Origin of the sequence: Pseudomonas izuensis, assembly GCF_009861505.1 — a bacterium.
Lineage (GTDB): Bacteria > Pseudomonadota > Gammaproteobacteria > Pseudomonadales > Pseudomonadaceae > Aquipseudomonas > Aquipseudomonas izuensis.
The window spans coordinates 61543-77238 of record NZ_WTFT01000008.1 but is presented as its reverse complement, the minus strand read 5'-3'; the positions used below and the strand labels follow the sequence as shown (position 1 = coordinate 77238).

Genomic DNA, 15696 nt, shown 5'->3' with positions numbered 1-15696 from the left:
AAATGACCACCCTGCAAACTGCCGCAGAATCGGCCCACAGCACCTCGGTGCAAAACGACGCCTGCGCGCGCAAGGGATCCGAGGTGGTGCAGCAGACGGTGCAGATCATTCAGGACATCTCCAAAGACTTGAACGAAGCGGCGCTGAGCATCGATGCGGTGAGCAAGCAGTCCGACATCATCGGCACCATTGTGCAAACCATCCGGGGCATCGCCGATCAGACCAACCTGCTGGCGCTCAACGCCGCCATCGAGGCGGCCCGCGCTGGCGAGCATGGACGCGGATTTGCGGTGGTGGCCGATGAAGTGCGCAGCCTCGCCGCGCGCACCAGCCAGGCGACGGTGGAGATCGTTGATGTGGTGCGCAAGAACCACGATTTATCGGTGAGCGCAGTGTCGAGCATGCAGTCGAGCCTGAGTCGAACCGGGCTCGGCGTGGAACTGGCGAACGAGGCGGGGGAGGTGATTCTGGAGATTCAGCAGGGCTCGCGGCACGTGGTGGATGCGATCAGCCAGTTCAACTCGACGTTGCAGTTGAACTGACGCTGCTAGGTCACCGGATCTTTTTTTGTGGGAGCAAAGCTTGCTCGCGATAGCGTCAGTGAAATCGCCATCGCGGGCAAGCCTTGCTCCCACAGGTGCGGGGTTGTAGCCACCGATCAGAGCGAAGCCAGGAACTTATCCACCACCTGGGCACCGGTTTTTTCGCTGCCCCGGGCTTTCTCAGCCTCTGCAATCTGGCGCTTGTCTTCCATGCGCTGGGCAATCTCCTCACCCACAGCTTTTTGCTTCTCCGGCGGCATTTGATCAACCTCTTCCTGGGTCAGCCCCATTTCTTGCAGAACCGCATCGCGCATGCGTTGTTCCGGGGTCTTGCTCATGTACTCCTTGAATTCGGAAGTGGCCGAGCCATCCTTGATCCGATCCTTGACCCCATCCGGCAGCGGCGCATTGACGGCTTGCAGGTTCACGCGGGTCTTGGCAAACGCCTCATCGACGTTGTCGCTGATCCGCGTGGCTTCGCTGACCTGTTGCGTGGCTTGCCCGGTGGCGGATTCCTGGACCTGCGTGCTGGCTTGCGCGGTTTGCGCCTGCACATTGTTTTGCAGCGCCTGGGCCATGGCACTTTGAAGCCCGGCGGCGGCTTCGGTGGTCGGGTCTTCGCCGGGACGTTTGGGGAGTGGTGTTACCAGGGTTGATTTTGCACTGACCAACATGATGAGCAGACCTTGTGGGTGATGGCGGTGCAGTGTTTTCAGCAAATACTGTGCCTTAAAATTAACTCCTTAAAAATCAATTGGTTGAGATAAATTTTGCAAATGTCGACGGGCAATATCGGCAGATGTTTGCCGACGAACGGCAAACGTGGCATTCAGGGCAAGCCATTGCAGCAATGTTTGAGAAATCCGGTTTGTGGTGCCAGACGCTTGAAATAGTCATCGATGGCAGGGAAGTCGGGACGCTCCATGGGGGTCATCAGCCAGCGGTTGACGGACAGGCCGATGACGATATCGGCCAGGGTAAATCGGGCCCCGGCGACATACGCCTTGGTGGTCGCGAGTTGATGTTCGAGGATGCCCATTTTCTGGTTCCAGCCACGCACGCTGACTTCCACGCGATGCGGGTCCTGGAACTCCGGGTCTTTGCGCACCAGTGCCATGAACGCGTAGCTCCAGGACGAATTGAGATCGGTGGCCTGCCAATCCATCCACTGCTCCACCCCGGCGCGGGCGGCCGGCTCGACAGGCAACAGCTCATTGTGATGATGGTGGTGCTTGCCAGCCAGGTAGCGGCAAATGGTGTTGGACTCCCAGAGCACCCCGTTCTCATCGATGATCACCGGCACCTGGGCGTTGGGATTGAACCTGAGGAACTCGGGACTGTGGGTCGAGCCAAATCCGCTGCCCCAATCCTCGCGCTCGTAGGAAAGGCCCAGTTCCTCGCAGGTCCACAGGACTTTTCTGACATTGATCGACGAGGCTTTGCCAAGAATTTTCAGTGCATGGTCCATGTTGCTACTCCGTCAGCGAATCAAGGCGTCGGAAAATCATAGTGAGCCTGCCAACGGTCGACTTCAAGTACGTAAAATGGTCTGTAGGCAAGGGGTTTCAGAGGATTTCCGCAAGCGGCGATTTCTTGCACCCTTGCCTACAACTAAGCCAGAATCCGCCGACTTGTGCGTCTGGTATCCGGGTTCTATTGTTCCGAGTCGCTGAAAATCAGCGATCGGGTCTAGCAGCCCGGACACTTTAGACGCATGGCGTCCACCGTTCGTGATGGGTTCACGTTATGGCGGCTGTGCGTGGGAAGACCTTCGGGTCTACCGGGTTCTAGAGTCCTGGTCTGCTAGCCCACGCGCGGCTGCCACCTTATGTTCGTCTAGCAGCGAACTGTGGCAGCTCCATCACTCTAGGAGCATTGCCATGTTCAAACCCACGCCAAACCCCCCGCGCAATCCCAGTCCCATGTTCCAGATCGCTCCGGACATCAATAATGAAACACTGCTGGCCCATGCCTGCGAATCGCTGGCCTCGGCGAGTGTCATGACCAATGACTTTGCTACTTTTCTGGAGGGCAGCCATCGCAACACGGCACTGGCGATTGCACAGATTGTCATGCTGGCCGAGCTGGCGGTGAATCGGGCGCTGGATAATCTCGACCCGCAGGATTGATCGCCGACCTGTAGGAGCCGGCTTGCTGGCGAAGGCGGCGCATCAAACGACACGCATGGCGCCTGACACACCGCTTTCGCCAGCAAGCCCGCTCCTACAGTAAACGGGCGGTCAGGTACTCTCGCGCACCTTCAACTCAAACCCCATGTCCTGCACCGGCTTGGCCACGGTGTTGCCGGCCATCAGCGTCAGCATCTGCTCTGCCGCGCGACGGCCGATGGCTTCGCGCGGGGTGCTGATGCTGCTCAGGCGCGGGACCATGTGGGCCGAGGCAGGCAGGTCGTTGAAACCGAGGATCGCCACCTGCTCGGGGATCTTGATCCCGCAGCGCATGGCTTCGAGCAATGCCCCCTGGGCCAGGTCGTCGTTGCCGAAGAAGATTGCATCGACGTCGGGATGACTGGCCATCATCTGCAGGAACAACTCGCCGCCCAGGCCGACCGAAGACGGGCGCGGCGTCAGCACTTCCAGAGCCGGGTCATACAGACCGGCCTTTTGCAGGGCGCGGCGGTAACCTTCGCCACGCAACAATGTGCGCTGGTCGAGTTGCGCGCCGATGTAGGCCAGGCGTTTGCGGCCGCGGGACAGCAAATGTTCGGCGGCCGTTTCGCCGGCAGACAGTTGTGAAAAACCGACGCAATTGAGGCCGGCGGCGCTGTCCAGTTCCATCATGTACACGCAGGGAATGTTGCTCGCCTCGATCATCCGGCGCGAACTTTCGGTGCGGTCGAAACCGGTGAGCAGCAAGCCACGGGGCTGATAGGCCATGTAGTTGCGCAGCAGGTTTTCTTCTTCGTCGCGCGAATAATGGAAGTTGCCGATCAGCACTTCGAAGCCCTTGGGGCGCAAAACCTGATGAATGGCTTCCAGGGTGTCGATGAACAGCAGGTTGGACAACGATGGCACCAACACCACTACCGAGTGGCTCTGGGCCGAGGCCAGGGCGCGGGCAGCAGAGTTGACCACGTAGTTGAGTTCAAGCGCCGCGTTCTGCACCTTTTCCACCAGTTCCGTGGCCACGGTGCTGACGCCGCGCAAGGCGCGGGACGCGGTAATCGGGCTGACACCGGCCAGGCGCGCAACTTCGTTGAGGGTAGGGCGGCCAGTGGTGCGCGTATTTTTATCGTTCTTGGTTGAGTTCATCGACGGCTTGCCAAACAAAATTCAAGGCACTAAGGTAGCGCTGTCTCGATGCAGCTGCAAATGCGTGAGCGGGGGTTCGCCTGATCCTCGCTTTTTGGCGTTGAGACTTAACCTGCTGCAACCCATAAAATGACAAGAAAGGCGTCGGCAACTCCTGCTTTTGGTCTAGTGTCATAACTGGCAAAGGTAGCGCTGTCTGCGCGCTGAGGTGTTACATGAATCATCCCATCACCGCCCTGGTCATCATGGGCGTTGCCGGTTGCGGCAAGACGTGCGTCAGCGAGGCCTTGTGCCAACTCAGCGGCGCCACTGCCATTGAAGGCGACACTTTCCATCCTGCCGCCAACATCGAAAAGATGAGCGCGGGAATCCCCCTGAACGATGAAGACCGTGCCGGCTGGCTCGACAGCCTGTGCGATGAACTGCGCCGTGTCGACGCCACGGGCCAGCGCCCCGTGCTGACGTGCTCGGCCCTCAAACACATTTATCGCGAACGTCTGCGCAGCGCCTTGCCGGGCCTGGGCTTCGTGTTCCTGGAACTGACCCCCGAAGTCGCCGCCGACCGTGTCTCCCATCGGCCTGGCCACTTCATGCCGTCGACCCTGATCGCCAGCCAGTTCGCCACCCTCGAATCCCCCATCGGCGAGCCGTTGACCCTGGCCCTCGATGCGTCGACCCACAGCGTCGATGAGCTGGCCGTGCAAGCGCACCACTGGTGGCTCGAGCACGGCCTGAAACGCGCCGGTTAAATTTTGCTTGCAGAGATAGCGCTGTCCTTATGGCCTTCGAATTACCCGCTTTAATAACAACAACAACCAGGAGACACCCCTAATGTTTGGCATGTCCCACGAGACGTTCCTGCTGCTCGATGCAGTGGTGACGGTGATCGGGCTTATCGTCCTGATCACCAAGTTCAAGTTTCACCCCTTTATTGCCCTGATCATCGCCGCCGCCTTCCTCGGGCTGACCTCCGGCATGCCGATCGGCACCATCATCAAGGCATTCCAGGACGGCTTCGGTGGCGTGCTCGGGTTTGTCGGGATCATCCTCGCGTTGGGCACCATGCTCGGCAAAATGATGGCCGAATCGGGTGGGGCTGATCAGATCGCCCAGACCCTGATCCGCGCCTTCGGCAAGGATAAGGTGCAGTGGGCGATGATGTTCGCCGCGTTCCTGGTGGGCATTCCGTTGTTCTTCGAAATCGGCTTCGTGCTGCTGATCCCGCTGGTGTTCATCGTCGCCCGCCGCACCGGCGTGTCGATCATCAAGATCGGTATCCCGCTGCTGGCCGGCCTGTCCGCCGTTCACGGCCTGGTGCCACCGCACCCAGGTCCGCTGTTGGCCATCGGCGTGTTCGGTGCCGACATCGGCAAGACCATTCTCTACGGCCTGATCGTGGCGCTGCCGACGGCGATCATTGCCGGTCCGATTTACGGTACGTTCATCGCCAAGCACATCCCCGGTCATCCGAACCAGGAACTGGTGGATCAACTGGCGCGCGAGACGGATTCAGCCGATCTGCCGAGCTTCGGCATCACCCTGGTCACCGTGCTGTCGCCGGTGTTCCTGATGCTGCTCAAGACTTTCGCCGATGTGGTGCTGCCGGACGGTAATTTCTTCCGCACCTTCATGGACCTGATCGGTCACCCGATTTCGGCACTGCTGATCGCGTTGCTGCTGTCGCTGTACACCTTCGGCTACAAGCAGGGCATCGGCTCGCAACAGATCCTCAAATGGCTGGACGCCAGCCTTGCACCGACCGCCGCGATCATCCTGATCATCGGTGCCGGTGGTGGCTTCAAGCAGATGCTGGTAACCAGCGGCGTGGGTGATGTGATCGGTCATATGGCTGTCGCCGCGCAAATTTCGCCAATCCTGCTGGCCTGGTTGGTGGCGGCGGTGATCCGTATCGCCACCGGTTCGGCGACGGTGGCGACCATTACGGGCGCAGGCATCGTGGTGCCGGTGGTGGGGATGATTCCGGGGGTTAACCGTGAGCTGCTGGTGCTGGCGACCGGTGCCGGTTCGTTGATCCTGTCGCACGTTAACGATGCCGGTTTCTGGCTGGTCAAGCAGTACTTCAACATGACCGTGGCAGAGACGTTCAAGACCTGGACGGCGATGGAGACCATTCTGTCGGTGGTGGGGTTGGGCTTTATTCTGTTGTTGTCGTTGTTCGTTTAAGCGATCCGCTAGATACAAAAAAACCGCAGCGATGCGGTTTTTTTGTGGGTGAGCAATTTCCAGGCTGAACAATGAAACCTGTGGGAGCGGGCTTGCCCGCGAATGCGGTGGGTCAGACAACATTGATGTCGACTGACACGACGCCTTCGCGGGCAAGCCCGCTCCCACAGGGTGACGTGTCGTCAGATGTTTTTTTGCACCAATCCATCCGCCCGGAACATCCCGCGAATCCCGCGCACGGCCTGGCGGATCCGGTCCTGGTTTTCGATCAGGGCGAAGCGCACGTGATCGTCCCCGTACTCACCGAAGCCCACGCCCGGCGAGACGCAGACCTTGGCTTCGGCCAGCAGTTTCTTGGCGAATTCCAGCGAGCCCAGATGGGCATAGGCTTCGGGAATCTTGGCCCAGACGTACATCGACGCTTTCGGGTTTTCCACCATCCAGCCCAATTCATGCAGGCCCTTGACCAGCACGTTGCGCCGCTGCCGGTATTGCTCGGCGATGTCGCGCACACATTGTTGATCGCCTTCCAGTGCGGCAATCGCCGCGACCTGCAGCGGGGTGAAGGTGCCGTAGTCGTGGTAGCTCTTGATCCGCGCCAGGGCGTTGACCAGTTCCGGGTTGCCGACCATGAAACCGATGCGCCAGCCTGCCATGTTGTAGCTCTTGGACAGGGTGAAAAACTCCACCGCGATGTCCTTGGCGCCCGGCACCTGCATGATTGACGGGGCCTTCCAGCCGTCGTAAACGATGTCGGCATAGGCCAGGTCATGCACCACCAGCACGTCGTACTGCTTGGCGAGGGCGATCACCCGTTCGAAGAAGTCCAGCTCCACGCACTGGGCGGTGGGGTTGGACGGGAAACCGAGGATCATCATTTTCGGTTTCGGGATCGAGCCACGAATTGCCCGTTCCAGCTCGGCGAAGAAATCCACGCCCGGCACCAGCGGCACCGAACGCACCTGGGCGCCGGCAATCACGGCACCGTAGATGTGAATCGGGTAGCTCGGGTTCGGCACCAGTACGGTGTCGCCCTGGTCGAGGGTGGCCAGCATCAAGTGCGCCAGGCCTTCCTTGGAACCGATGGTGACAATGGCTTCGCTTTCCGGGTCGATGTCGACCTCATAACGATCCTTGTACCAATTGGAAATCGCCCGGCGCAGGCGCGGAATGCCCTTGGACGTCGAGTAGCCGTGGGTGTCTTCGCGCTGGGCAACGGTCACCAGCTTTTCGACGATGTGCGGCGGGGTGGCGCCGTCGGGGTTGCCCATGCTCAAGTCGATGATGTCTTCGCCACGACGACGGGCGGCCATCTTCAGCTCGGCGGTGATGTTGAAAACGTAAGGGGGGAGTCGATCTATGCGCGCAAAGCGGCGCGGCGAACCTTGTTCGGCCATTGTTGCCTCGATAACGTAAGCGCCCGGAACCGTCCGAGCGACGCTGGTCACTGCGGTGACCTGTGGCGGAATGTACGGGCAGCTGTGGCAGACTGTCCAGCCTCCATGTAAACAAATTTTTCCGAAGGAATTGGGTCGATGGAATTTACCAGTGGCTTCTTGCTGAGCCTTTCGCTGTGCCTGGACATCGGGGTCGCCAACATCGCGATGATCACCCTGGCGATGCAGCGCGGCTACTTTCAAGGCTTTGCCCTGGGCTTGGGTACCTGCGTCGGCGACCTGATCTATGCCGTGCTGGCGCTGGCCGGCATGACCGTTTTGCTGCAATACGAAACCGTGCGCTGGGTGTTGTGGATCGGCGGCTCGGCGCTGCTGGTGTACTTCGCGGCGAAGATGATTTATTCGGCGATCCACCACGAGGCGCTGCTGGCCGAGACCCCCGAGGTCGGCCACAACTCCCACCGCAAGGAGTTCTTTCGCGGGATTTTCCTCGCCATGTCGTCGCCCAGTGCGATTCTGTGGTTCGCCGCGGTGGGTGGCACGCTGATCGCCCGATCAGGCGGTGGCGGAGCCCTCAGCTCGGCGTTGTTTCTCGGCGGGTTTCTCTGCGCCGGATTGCTGTGGTCCGCCGGCCTGTGCTTCGTGGCGAGCCACGGCGGCAAGTTGCTCGGCGACAAGTTGCTGCGCTATTCCTACATGGCATCTGCGGCGATCTTCTGCTATTTCGCGGTATACGTGATCCTATCGGGTTACAACGAGTTCGTCGGCGCCGCTGCCGTCGAGCAGTTGCACGCCCTGTAACTGGGCGAATCGGGTTTGGCTTCTATACTCCCAGACCCGGTATCGATCTAAGTTATTGAATTTTATAGATTTCAACCATTGGTCATTTAGTGCTTACCACGAGTAGTTACCACGGTGGCCTACAGCGATGCAGGCCCTTGTCGTTTCTAGTTGGGGTTACTTCAGGGTCACACTGCCGCTGGTCGGCATCTGTCGCGGTGCAGATTCAGGCGCGCTGCTACGAGCCGACAAACCAGTGGCAAATAGGTGGTGTCCTGCTACCTTCACAGACGGTGCGATTACCGTCACCCGTGTAGCGTTTTCCCTCGTTAGCTCTCGCGCTTCTAATAGTAGGTGTAACTCATATGGACATGACTGAATCCGAAATCTTATTTGAGGCCATACTTTCTAACAGAGCTATTCCTCATACCAAAATTGTCGAGTCAGCAGATAGAACACCTGACTATGAGGTTATAATTGGCGGTAAAAAGAGCTATTGGGAAATAAAGCAGCTTGACGAGAATCCTTCTGAGAAAACAATTTTAAAAAAAGTAGAGTCTAAAGCCGTTGAAATTTACAGCATAGGCTCTATTCGCGTTTCGGAGTGCATTAAATCCGCATCCGGCCAGCTCAGAGATTATGGTAACAAGGGCAACATATGCATCGTTGTATTATTTGACGCTCGCGATTTTTGCACCAAGGACTTGCTGTTTGAAACCTACATAAAAAGCGCAATGCTTGGCACAGCCGAATATATGCAAACCCAAGATGGCACCCTTAAAGAAATTAAGAGGCATAACGGCTTACTTACAAATAGAATGAAATACATAAGCGCAGTCGCAGTTATGTACAAAGCAACTAAAGAGCTAGTTTTTTACCACAACCCAAACACAACAAACAAAATAAAGCACGAAGACCACTTTAAAACATTTACCAATCACTTCCACGCAGTCAGAACAGACACAGGACTAGAATGGCAAAGATACAACCATATATCAAAATAGCTCACCCAACCCCGACAGATAAATCTACATACATCATGTACACATCCAAAAAATAATACTCTCCGAGAGTAAATAAGCCATGATAAGCCTTAAGCAAAATTGCACTGCCATCAACTTCAAAAATATGGAAAAGATAAAAGATAATTTTATCCTTCTTCTGTACGGCACCATCGATAAAGAAATAATCGATCAGGAAATTCAGCGTAACCAAGAAATCGTTGACGGTGGCTATGATACAACTGGTCAAACCCAGGGCCAGCTTGATTATTTAAATAAGCTCAAAGCTGATCCGCACTATCAAAGCGGGAATTTGCCTAGAGGAATTGAAAAAATCATTCTTCAGATTATGGAAAGTTATACGTTTTGGCACTCTATAAATGAAGTAGATTCAAAATTCTTCTTAACGCAAGATAATTATGTTCACAACCTGATAAATGTAAGTATCACGTTTATGATTAGCTGTGAGCTAGCAAAGCTATTCAATCATGATGAAGGTGACTTTTCGCTGGCCAACATATGGAAACATGATGTCGATGAAATTAAGAAGTCCAACATAATTGACTCTGACGAAATTCATTACATAACTGCACAGTTTGCTAGAGATGAAGCCACTAGAGACCCATCAATTAAGCGCTTTTTGAATTTTCGCAATAAATCCGTTGCACACAACTCAAACAGCATAGGCATAGAGTGGTCGGATTTCGTAAGCACTATTAACTTTATTATTCGAGTCTGGGGGGTTGTTGATGAATACTACAGCCCAAACTGTTTTCCAAGACCAGTTCAATTGGCAGATCAACTTTACACCCCGCTACTACCTCATTTTAAGCTAACTGAAATACAGGAGATGAAGGAAGCCAGATTAAAACTGATGCAGGGTATGTTTAAAGCCGCCTCAACTAACTTAGTGACCGGAATTCAGGACAACATCAAACCATTCGGCGACTTAAAAATTACGGTAAAAATCCAATCGATAACGAAAGAAATTGAGTAGCAGCGCGGCACCTGCTGTCGGTTTTTCTACTGGGTGATTTGAGTGGGTCTAAAATAAAAATGCGCCGATTTATTCCCACTTGCCGGGCGCTTGATAAATGCAGGCTAAACAGGAGCGCCCCGCCATGATCCTGAATATCGATGCACAAGCTCGCCAACAAATTCGCCAAGCCCTTGTTGAAAGCTCCTACGGTGATGTCTACGCCCTGATCCTGCTCCCAGACGGCGATAGCCTGCTGATGCTAGCGCATGCCGGCAACGTGGCTTTCTGCCTGATTGACGACCGGGGAGACGACCTATTCGACCCACACCTGATGCAAGATGTCGGTGCCCTGGTGCTGGCGGATCTGCAACGGAATCGGCAGGAGAGATTGGCCCTGTAACGAAAAAAGGCCGTCGCAATGACGGCCTTTTTACAGCAAATCTCTGCGCCGCCGTGCCGCCAACATCCGATCCCTCGGCCCGGATCGCGGATCTTTACCAACAGGTTGTTGGGCCATGCCGTGGCCGCTTTGCTCGAGACTGTTGCCGCCACGGTAAGTCTCGATAGACGTCTGTTTGGTTTCTCGCACCAAAGCTTGATCAGCCCTTTCCTGCGGTGTCAGCGGTATCTCACTGGCCCAACGGGCCCGATCTTCGTCCACCGGCAGCATGTCTGGTGCCTCAACAGGCGGTGTCCACATGTTTGGGTTGGCGTAGCCTTCAGGCGGTGCTTCTTGAGGCGTGATGTCGATCACATGCGGTGCTATGGCAGGGTTGGAGTACGTGGCCTTTGCTAAAACAAACGCTATTCGGCGCGCGATTTCTAGTTCACTCAGGTTGTCGATATTGATTTGGGTGTTGTTATTCACCACTTCGGGATCTTCACTTTTTTGCGGCGCTGGCCATAAGCGGCTTAGCCCAAACTGGATAAATTCCTTTGGATTATTTTTGGCGTATTCCAGCAGCCAGGAACGCCCCCCGAGTTTGGCGTAGCAGTACATCAAGTCACCAGCCATCAGGTCCGTGAGGACTTTCCGTTCTTCACGATCTATCGAGCCGCGTTTACGGCCACCGGTCTTGATGCGCGTGGTCATTTCACCAACCTCATCAGCGGCTCCGTTGTCATTGCACTCAGCGAGCCGTCGTCGTACTTGACGAACAAGACCTTCAGCGGCTGCTGTGGCTGTGCCGGCTGTTTGGCGATCCAATCGGTCAAGGCTTGCGCCAACGCGGCGGCTTCGCTGTATTGATCACTGAAAGGGGTGAACCAGAGCATGGCCATGGTCGTTACTCCGGGGTGTTGCCGAATAATTTTCTTGGCACCGGCTGGCCGTTGTAGGTGACTTCGCTGACCAGATCGTCGCTCACCATCCGCACCAGCAATCCAGCACCGTCCCGCTGCGCCAGAAAGCGCTGACCGTTAACCACGATGGCCCGCGTTAATCCTGCACCATCGCGTTCGATTGTTGCTTCCGTGATCTTCGGCGCGGGTGTACGTGGCGTCGGTGGGATCTGCTTGTAGTCCGTAGGCATCGGTGGCTTATTGAACTGACGGTCCAAACGTTGCTGTTTTGCCCGTTCTTCCAGCGCTTCACCAACGCGCCTTTCAACCTCATCAGCGATCAGTTTTTCGATGGCAGCACCGAGGCCGTGACCTTCCGGTGCGGGGGCTTGTTCCAAGCTTTGCCGGCGTTCCATCTGTCTGGCGATTAACGCTAACTTAGGACTCATTTTGAATTTACCTTGGCAATGAGGTTCTTCAGCTTTTCGGCTTGCGGGGAATCTAGATAAGACAAGTCCACAAGATCGTTAAGCTTGCGTAAGATTTCTGGATGTTCACCGGTACGGGTTAGTTGATCACGTAGGGTGCGTCCGTCCAGAATTAACGAATTGCTGCCACTAATAATATTGTCCATCAGTCTTTCCCCTTAAAAGTAGGCCGGTGTCAGTGATAACACCAGGGATCGAAGAGCGCCTTGGTTCACCGCTACTCCAGCCGTAGTGCAACTTACCAACTGGATTTTCTGCAAGCCGATCAAGGTCGCAGGGTCGAAGACTAAAATCTGACTGGCCGAAGTTTGGAATGTAAGGAAATCGCCGTTGGAGTTTTTCACGTCATACATCACGGCGGTGCTCCCATCTATCGACGCTTTGAAGCCGAGCACAGCAGTCGTCCAAGAGGAACTCACCTGTACCGCACTAAGGACGTGGCCGGTTAAGTTGATGAGGTCGGAGACGGAAGCACCGTTGGCGATCTCGACACTACAGTCGGCGCGGTAACTTGGTCTTGCTCTGTTTACTGGTCTGGCTGTCATTTCATTTACCCTCTTTGGGTTTGCGAGCCTTTTGCCGTTTCTCGACACGGCGTTGCTCTTTAGCGATTTGCTTGTCGATCTTTCTCACATTGGCGGGTTTCATATCAGCCACGCCTCATATACAGCTCACGCAAACGAGCCTGCATAGCAGGGTCACGCATGTATTTTTGTCTTTCGCTCGGGATCTTTAACATCGCCTCAAAAGAAGCGATTTCATGGGCAATGCCGGCGCCATCTTTCGGAATACTGTTCGCACCGATGGCGGCGTTATATAAAAATTCGAGCGTTTCAACACAGTTCATCAGTGCAACTCCGCCAGTCGAGAGCTGATCGAAGTACGCCCGCTCATTCGCCGGTAGACTGTTCAGATGATTCTGCGCAATCTCGACAACTTGTTGTACCGAATATTGGCCATATTTCGCTGCAAGCTTCTGCATTGTTTCGGCTTGGGCCTTGTTGTTGATGGCGACCACTTTCGCGTAGTCCGCATCGGAAAGGCTATTGAGCACAGCCTCAGTGGAGGCGGGGGCCGTCCTTGGCTCTTGGCTCGTACCAGTTTGTTGAGCGTTTAACCGGGCGTTGAGTTTATCCAGCCATTGTAACGAAGCATTAAGGAACTGCTGCTTTTGCGCTTGCGTCCCGGCCAGACCTTGCAAGTGATTAGCAAATAAGATCGCCAGCCAGTCGTTGCTCAGATCTTTTGGAAGTGTAAAGGAGTGTCGACGTTGAACCTGTTGCGGTGCCTTCGTCGCATTGTCGGTGAAGAACTGGATGCTGGAATGGATTAGAGCGGACGGATATCCAAGTTTTGTAAAATCAGATAAATAGACCCCGGAAATTTCGCCTAGTACGGCATTTATCTGTTGCGGCGTGGTTCCGGCAGGCAAGGCCGCGCCCCATAGCATTGGCCCTTGGCTTTGGGGCTGCCGTTGATACTCGTCAATCTCGCGATTGGTGAGTGTTCCCCAGGTGTCAGGACTTGGTGACAACGGCGCGAGCACTGGCATGCCAGGGTTATACGGCTGAATGTCATTATCACTGTAGGCATCTATGTCATTGCTCATTTTTTCGCCCTCGCCAGTAGCGTGGTCATGGCCGATTTCCGCGCAGGTTTTGCGTTGGGGTGGGGGCCGCTCATGCCGAAGACCCGGATCACCCGACCGTCCGGCAATTGCATTCCGGGCAGGTATTCAGCGGCCTGCCCCACCGGAAGGTCCCCGACCGAGTCCACCCAGTTTTGATAGGCCTGCGGATCAAGGATTTGGCCATCCGGAACATCAGGCGTGTCCGGCAGGGCTTCGCGATGGGTCATGTCGGTACTGTCAGGACTTGGCGCGGGTGCTAGTGGCTGGTCATTTACCGGGCCGACTTCACCGCCTTCGTAGAGATCGATTTCGTTAGCCATGATGCGCTACCCCGAAGTCACGTAACAGCGCATCGGCGCCATCGCCAAGATAAGTTTCCACATCTTTAAAACTTTCTTCACACGGAAACATTTTTGCTTCGCGCATGATCAGCTGGATCATGTGGTTTTTAGTGTGGAATTGCACACCATCGGCGGTCAGGGTTTTAATGGCTTCGTCGATCTGATTCACAAACATGTGCAAGGCCTCACCAATAGCGTAAAGGTTTATGAAATTCTTATAAGTCGGTAGAGGAAGTTTCACAGTAGGGACTCCTTAGTTTGGGCGCGAGCTACTTGATTGCGCATCGTTAGCCACGCTTTCATGCAGCCACCCGGATGTAACAGAGAGCGCAGCACTGGTAAGCCGTGGATATCTTTTTCGGGGGCCAAGTCGATATCCGCCAGACGCTTGGCATCTTGCAGACACCAGCGGCACTGCGTATTACTGGTGGGGAAGTGCTCCAGTCGATAGCGCATTCCCTCGATAGTCGGCGGCGTGGCGAGAGAGACTAAGGACCAATCACCGGCTGTATTTTTAAACAGGCCGACATCCCAATTAAGTAAATCTTTATGCGTGGCTTCCTTGCCCAAATAATGGGTCAGTTCTGCCATGTTTGCCGCACTGTCACCTATTGAGTGGGCAACGAAATTAGCGAGCGCGTCCAGGGTTCCGCGATAGCTTATAAACTGAATCGCGACCGCCTGGACGTGACGATTTATCAACTCGTTGTTCATGTTCTGAGGCTCGCATGCTGGAGCAGTTGTTGCAGGCAGTCCTGTTGGCTGATGGCATTCTTAATAATGACGATGCCGTCGCTATTGCGCACCGCTGACCACAGCTCTTCACTGCCCATGTACACCAGTCGATGATTGGACGGGAGTTGTTCGCCGATTGAGCAGAGCATTGCAGGGAGTTTTTTATAACTAAGCTGGAAGACTTCACAGTAGCCCTGTCCGGCTTGTAGTACCAAGTAGCGTGCCCAAAAAGTACGATCAGCACCGATCAGAATTAGTTCGTCATTGGCATGAAACTGATGGGCCACAACGGCGTAGAAGCTTGATTCACTTAGTCTTTCAACGGGAGTACCAGCGGGCACGATGATACGGAACTCATTACCCGCCGATTCGCGCAGCTTTACGTCTTTCGGGGACAAAGAGACGACGGGCTGGCGCTGTTCGGTACTGACATCTGATCGGGACATGGATGGAACTCCAGTTGGTTTATCTGGAGTAACCATACTGCGAAGCGAAGTTGTTGTATGGCCCAAAAAGTAAATAGGCTGCTGTTCTAAAGTTAAAACGACAATGTTTTAAGGTGGTTGTAAACAGTGCGCCAGCCCGAAGGTCTACCGGATCTATCCAACTTGGCGTCTGGATGGATCAGCTTTGTCAGCCAGCAAGCGCGGCTGGTGTCACTGCCGGTCCATTTCTCCAGTTGTGGACGGCGCTGTTCGACCATGGCGTTTATCGCATCATGCAGGCGGCTGGACTTAGTAGACCCGGCGTGCAGCGCACGCGCTTTCTTGGCGGCGACCTTGGCAGGATCTTGTTGAGCAGTCCGGTACGCCTGGAGTTCATTCAGGTCAGCGCGAAGCTGGGGCTGCCACTGGCTTGGGACCGACCAGTCAAGCGCGGTCTGGTAAGGTGCCGACGATTCACTAGTGGCTTTCATACCGGAATCCTCTAACGTTTTTCTGTCTTATGCCGTTGAAGACTTTGTGGCCTTTGGGGTGCCACACGAAATCCCGATACGACTCATGAAGATCCAGAATTGTGTGCCGGACTGGTGCAATTATCATGTCATCTATCTCCAATCACCCCC

General features: G+C 55.3%; 23 protein-coding genes. 8 read left to right on the top strand and 15 right to left on the bottom strand.

From position 1 onward, the window contains the following. Positions 1 to 2 precede the first annotated feature (2 nt). The gene (locus tag GPL81_RS31925; protein WP_425502542.1) at positions 3 to 542 is read left to right on the top strand and encodes a methyl-accepting chemotaxis protein; all 540 of its coding nucleotides are present in this window, start codon (positions 3 to 5) and stop codon (positions 540 to 542) included. Between the two features lie 116 nt (positions 543 to 658). Here GPL81_RS31925 and GPL81_RS07345 read toward each other — a convergent pair whose 3' ends face one another. Continuing rightward, positions 659 to 1216, bottom strand: coding sequence for a hypothetical protein (locus GPL81_RS07345; protein WP_160106191.1), 558 nt, complete (start codon positions 1214 to 1216; stop codon positions 659 to 661). 155 nt (positions 1217 to 1371) lie between these two features. Next, the gene (locus GPL81_RS07340; protein ID WP_160106189.1) at positions 1372 to 2010 is read right to left on the bottom strand and encodes a glutathione S-transferase family protein; all 639 of its coding nucleotides are present in this window, start codon (positions 2008 to 2010) and stop codon (positions 1372 to 1374) included. Positions 2011 to 2422: 412 nt separating this feature from the next. Here GPL81_RS07340 and GPL81_RS07335 point away from each other — a divergent pair, with 412 nt between their 5' ends. After that, the gene (locus tag GPL81_RS07335) at positions 2423 to 2671 is read left to right on the top strand and encodes a DUF6124 family protein (RefSeq protein WP_160106187.1); all 249 of its coding nucleotides are present in this window, start codon (positions 2423 to 2425) and stop codon (positions 2669 to 2671) included. A 111-nt stretch (positions 2672 to 2782) separates the two neighbouring features. Here the strand turns inward: GPL81_RS07335 and gntR are convergent, their stop codons facing one another. Beyond that, on the bottom strand, positions 2783 to 3814 hold the full coding sequence (gene gntR, locus GPL81_RS07330; protein WP_160106185.1) for an HTH-type transcriptional regulator GntR: 1032 nt from the start codon (positions 3812 to 3814) through the stop codon (positions 2783 to 2785). A gap of 215 nt (positions 3815 to 4029) precedes the next feature. Here gntR and GPL81_RS07325 point away from each other — a divergent pair, with 215 nt between their 5' ends. Beyond that, positions 4030 to 4563: a gluconokinase gene (locus GPL81_RS07325; protein ID WP_160106183.1), complete on the top strand. Its 534-nt coding sequence runs from the start codon at positions 4030 to 4032 to the stop codon at positions 4561 to 4563. Positions 4564 to 4645: 82 nt separating this feature from the next. After that, a complete protein-coding gene (locus tag GPL81_RS07320; protein WP_096509398.1) occupies positions 4646 to 5998 on the top strand; it encodes a GntP family permease in 1353 nt (450 codons plus the stop codon). 182 nt (positions 5999 to 6180) lie between these two features. Here the strand turns inward: GPL81_RS07320 and alaC are convergent, their stop codons facing one another. Further along, entirely contained in the window at positions 6181 to 7395 is a 1215-nt protein-coding gene (gene alaC, locus GPL81_RS07315; protein WP_160106181.1) for an alanine transaminase, read from the bottom strand. Positions 7396 to 7533: 138 nt separating this feature from the next. On the opposite strand from alaC, the gene GPL81_RS07310 reads away from it, so the two are divergent. The 4 genes from GPL81_RS07310 to GPL81_RS07295 all read left to right on the top strand — a co-directional run bounded on the left by GPL81_RS07310 (position 7534) and on the right by GPL81_RS07295 (position 10555). Then, entirely contained in the window at positions 7534 to 8196 is a 663-nt protein-coding gene (locus GPL81_RS07310) for a LysE family translocator (RefSeq protein WP_160106179.1), read from the top strand. Between the two features lie 344 nt (positions 8197 to 8540). Then, positions 8541 to 9179, top strand: a complete 639-nt coding sequence (locus GPL81_RS07305; RefSeq protein ID WP_160106178.1) for a hypothetical protein — start codon at positions 8541 to 8543, stop codon at positions 9177 to 9179. A gap of 79 nt (positions 9180 to 9258) precedes the next feature. Then, on the top strand, positions 9259 to 10173 hold the full coding sequence (locus tag GPL81_RS07300; protein WP_160106176.1) for a hypothetical protein: 915 nt from the start codon (positions 9259 to 9261) through the stop codon (positions 10171 to 10173). Between the two features lie 124 nt (positions 10174 to 10297). Continuing rightward, a complete protein-coding gene (locus GPL81_RS07295; protein WP_160106174.1) occupies positions 10298 to 10555 on the top strand; it encodes a hypothetical protein in 258 nt (85 codons plus the stop codon). 30 nt (positions 10556 to 10585) lie between these two features. Here the strand turns inward: GPL81_RS07295 and GPL81_RS07290 are convergent, their stop codons facing one another. The 11 genes from GPL81_RS07290 to GPL81_RS07245 form a co-directional block, all read right to left on the bottom strand. Next, complete coding sequence (locus GPL81_RS07290; RefSeq protein ID WP_160106173.1) at positions 10586 to 11248, bottom strand: hypothetical protein; 663 nt, start codon at positions 11246 to 11248, stop codon at positions 10586 to 10588. After that, entirely contained in the window at positions 11245 to 11436 is a 192-nt protein-coding gene (locus GPL81_RS07285) for a hypothetical protein (RefSeq protein WP_160106171.1), read from the bottom strand. The genes GPL81_RS07290 and GPL81_RS07285 overlap by 4 nt, the downstream gene beginning before the upstream one ends. Before the next feature lie 5 nt (positions 11437 to 11441). Then, the gene (locus tag GPL81_RS07280; RefSeq protein WP_160106169.1) at positions 11442 to 11885 is read right to left on the bottom strand and encodes a hypothetical protein; all 444 of its coding nucleotides are present in this window, start codon (positions 11883 to 11885) and stop codon (positions 11442 to 11444) included. Continuing rightward, on the bottom strand, positions 11882 to 12070 hold the full coding sequence (locus GPL81_RS07275; RefSeq protein WP_160106167.1) for a hypothetical protein: 189 nt from the start codon (positions 12068 to 12070) through the stop codon (positions 11882 to 11884). The genes GPL81_RS07280 and GPL81_RS07275 overlap by 4 nt, the downstream gene beginning before the upstream one ends. A 12-nt stretch (positions 12071 to 12082) precedes the next feature. Then, positions 12083 to 12517 (bottom strand): hypothetical protein, encoded by a 435-nt coding sequence (locus tag GPL81_RS31210; protein ID WP_218585636.1) that lies wholly within the window; start codon positions 12515 to 12517, stop codon positions 12083 to 12085. Between the two features lie 56 nt (positions 12518 to 12573). Then, complete coding sequence (locus tag GPL81_RS07270; protein WP_160106165.1) at positions 12574 to 13533, bottom strand: hypothetical protein; 960 nt, start codon at positions 13531 to 13533, stop codon at positions 12574 to 12576. Further along, complete coding sequence (locus GPL81_RS07265) at positions 13530 to 13874, bottom strand: hypothetical protein (RefSeq protein ID WP_160106163.1); 345 nt, start codon at positions 13872 to 13874, stop codon at positions 13530 to 13532. Before GPL81_RS07265 ends, GPL81_RS07270 begins: the two co-directional genes overlap by 4 nt. Beyond that, positions 13867 to 14136: a hypothetical protein gene (locus tag GPL81_RS07260; RefSeq protein WP_160106161.1), complete on the bottom strand. Its 270-nt coding sequence runs from the start codon at positions 14134 to 14136 to the stop codon at positions 13867 to 13869. The genes GPL81_RS07265 and GPL81_RS07260 overlap by 8 nt, the downstream gene beginning before the upstream one ends. Continuing rightward, complete coding sequence (locus GPL81_RS07255; protein ID WP_160106159.1) at positions 14133 to 14609, bottom strand: hypothetical protein; 477 nt, start codon at positions 14607 to 14609, stop codon at positions 14133 to 14135. Before GPL81_RS07255 ends, GPL81_RS07260 begins: the two co-directional genes overlap by 4 nt. After that, positions 14606 to 15076: a hypothetical protein gene (locus tag GPL81_RS07250; protein ID WP_160106157.1), complete on the bottom strand. Its 471-nt coding sequence runs from the start codon at positions 15074 to 15076 to the stop codon at positions 14606 to 14608. The genes GPL81_RS07255 and GPL81_RS07250 overlap by 4 nt, the downstream gene beginning before the upstream one ends. Before the next feature lie 92 nt (positions 15077 to 15168). Beyond that, positions 15169 to 15546: a hypothetical protein gene (locus GPL81_RS07245; RefSeq protein ID WP_160106155.1), complete on the bottom strand. Its 378-nt coding sequence runs from the start codon at positions 15544 to 15546 to the stop codon at positions 15169 to 15171. Positions 15547 to 15696 lie beyond the last annotated feature (150 nt).

Excerpts from the sequence above, each read along its gene's own strand:
- GPL81_RS31925 (WP_425502542.1), top strand. The coding sequence starts at position 3 with ATGACCACCCTGCAAACTGCCGCAGAATCGGCCCACAGCACCTCGGTG.
- GPL81_RS07345 (WP_160106191.1), bottom strand. The coding sequence starts at position 1,216 with ATGTTGGTCAGTGCAAAATCAACCCTGGTAACACCACTCCCCAAACGT.
- GPL81_RS07340 (WP_160106189.1), bottom strand. The coding sequence starts at position 2,010 with ATGGACCATGCACTGAAAATTCTTGGCAAAGCCTCGTCGATCAATGTC.
- GPL81_RS07335 (WP_160106187.1), top strand. The coding sequence starts at position 2,423 with ATGTTCAAACCCACGCCAAACCCCCCGCGCAATCCCAGTCCCATGTTC.
- gntR (WP_160106185.1), bottom strand. The coding sequence starts at position 3,814 with ATGAACTCAACCAAGAACGATAAAAATACGCGCACCACTGGCCGCCCT.
- GPL81_RS07325 (WP_160106183.1), top strand. The coding sequence starts at position 4,030 with ATGAATCATCCCATCACCGCCCTGGTCATCATGGGCGTTGCCGGTTGC.
- GPL81_RS07320 (WP_096509398.1), top strand. The coding sequence starts at position 4,646 with ATGTTTGGCATGTCCCACGAGACGTTCCTGCTGCTCGATGCAGTGGTG.
- alaC (WP_160106181.1), bottom strand. The coding sequence starts at position 7,395 with ATGGCCGAACAAGGTTCGCCGCGCCGCTTTGCGCGCATAGATCGACTC.
- GPL81_RS07310 (WP_160106179.1), top strand. The coding sequence starts at position 7,534 with ATGGAATTTACCAGTGGCTTCTTGCTGAGCCTTTCGCTGTGCCTGGAC.
- GPL81_RS07305 (WP_160106178.1), top strand. The coding sequence starts at position 8,541 with ATGGACATGACTGAATCCGAAATCTTATTTGAGGCCATACTTTCTAAC.
- GPL81_RS07300 (WP_160106176.1), top strand. The coding sequence starts at position 9,259 with ATGATAAGCCTTAAGCAAAATTGCACTGCCATCAACTTCAAAAATATG.
- GPL81_RS07295 (WP_160106174.1), top strand. The coding sequence starts at position 10,298 with ATGATCCTGAATATCGATGCACAAGCTCGCCAACAAATTCGCCAAGCC.
- GPL81_RS07290 (WP_160106173.1), bottom strand. The coding sequence starts at position 11,248 with ATGACCACGCGCATCAAGACCGGTGGCCGTAAACGCGGCTCGATAGAT.
- GPL81_RS07285 (WP_160106171.1), bottom strand. The coding sequence starts at position 11,436 with ATGGCCATGCTCTGGTTCACCCCTTTCAGTGATCAATACAGCGAAGCC.
- GPL81_RS07280 (WP_160106169.1), bottom strand. The coding sequence starts at position 11,885 with ATGAGTCCTAAGTTAGCGTTAATCGCCAGACAGATGGAACGCCGGCAA.
- GPL81_RS07275 (WP_160106167.1), bottom strand. The coding sequence starts at position 12,070 with ATGGACAATATTATTAGTGGCAGCAATTCGTTAATTCTGGACGGACGC.
- GPL81_RS07270 (WP_160106165.1), bottom strand. The coding sequence starts at position 13,533 with ATGAGCAATGACATAGATGCCTACAGTGATAATGACATTCAGCCGTAT.
- GPL81_RS07265 (WP_160106163.1), bottom strand. The coding sequence starts at position 13,874 with ATGGCTAACGAAATCGATCTCTACGAAGGCGGTGAAGTCGGCCCGGTA.
- GPL81_RS07255 (WP_160106159.1), bottom strand. The coding sequence starts at position 14,609 with ATGAACAACGAGTTGATAAATCGTCACGTCCAGGCGGTCGCGATTCAG.
- GPL81_RS07250 (WP_160106157.1), bottom strand. The coding sequence starts at position 15,076 with ATGTCCCGATCAGATGTCAGTACCGAACAGCGCCAGCCCGTCGTCTCT.
- GPL81_RS07245 (WP_160106155.1), bottom strand. The coding sequence starts at position 15,546 with ATGAAAGCCACTAGTGAATCGTCGGCACCTTACCAGACCGCGCTTGAC.